We start from the raw sequence: 1,118 nt of genomic DNA, 5'->3' as shown, positions 1-1,118 counted from the left end.
AGAGGCGCGGCCGGGCGGCCGCTGAAGGCCGGCGGAATGCCGCCGCGACGGGCGTTCGCGCCGCCGCCGGTTGGTTGCAGGGCAAGTGCCGGACGGTGCATCGCTAGCGCTCCTTGCCGGCGCGGAAGCCGGCCTCGTTCTGGCGCGCGGCCTCGCCGCTCACCCATTGCAGCAGCGGCCCCCGCGGATTGTCGGCCTGGGTCTGGCCGCAGGAGTCCACGCACTGGGCACACTGGGTGCAGGTGAACATGTGGCGCTTGATGTTGCGCGGGGTGAGGCGCATCGGGCATACCGCGTCGCAGGCGGACTGCCGCTCCGGCAGGCAGCTGGCGCAGTCGGCGGCGCGCTGGCGGGTGAAGCCGACCACCATGGCCTTGCGGTTGCTCATCCACGCCAGGCTCTGGAACAGACCGACGGCGCAGGCATAGCGGCAGAAGAGGTGGCGGGCGAAGAGGAATTCCAGCGTCAGCACAGCGGTGGCGGCTGCAAGGAAGAGGGCCTGGTTGCGGGTGGGTTCGCCGTGGATGAGATTGCCGTATACCTCGGCCGGTGGCAGCAGATAGCTCAGCAGCACCACCGCCCAGGCGAAGGCGAAGCCGATGGCCGCCGGCAGCACCAGCCCCCACCAGCGCGCATCGATGCGGCGGCGCCCGCCCCCCGGCAGCCAGGGGGTGATGGGGCGCTTCTCCCACACGCTGGGCTTGCCGGTGGCGCGCAGCATCAGCGTGTTGATGGTTTCCACCACCGAGAAGTGCGGGCACAGCCAGCCGCAGTACAGCCGGCCCCATTTCCATGCCACCCACAGGAAGACGCCAGCGCCGGCGAACAGCGGCAGGAACAGGCGCAGCAGCACATTGGCGCCGGCTTCGCCGGCACCGATGCGGCCGGCGAGGAAATCGTCCAGCCCCAGCCGCCATTCGAAGCCCAGCAGCCAGGCGTGGCCGGCCTGCAGGTCGTAGCGGAAGAGGTCGAACACCGGCGCCAGCACGAAGAGGGCGAAGAAGCCGAGCTGGAAGAGCAGCCGGCGGCCCTGCAGACCGCGCTGGGACGGGGCGTCCACCCGGCTGATCGGGATGACGCGGCGGGGCGGTCGGGCGGGGAGGGTGTCCTGCTCGGTC

The 1,118-nt window shown here is 71.4% G+C and carries 1 protein-coding gene; it reads right to left on the bottom strand.

Annotation, left to right across the window (positions count from 1 at the left end; all coding sequences use genetic code 11):
- Positions 1 to 103: 103 nt before the first annotated feature.
- The coding region (locus GRF61_RS24150) for a 4Fe-4S binding protein (RefSeq protein WP_248281431.1) at positions 104 to 1,118 on the bottom strand (1,015 nt) is incomplete at its 5' end.

Source organism: Azoarcus sp. TTM-91, assembly GCF_012911025.1.
Lineage (GTDB): Bacteria > Pseudomonadota > Gammaproteobacteria > Burkholderiales > Rhodocyclaceae > Azoarcus.
The sequence above is the reverse complement of the archived record's forward strand: the minus strand, read 5'-3'. Positions and strand labels throughout refer to the sequence as shown.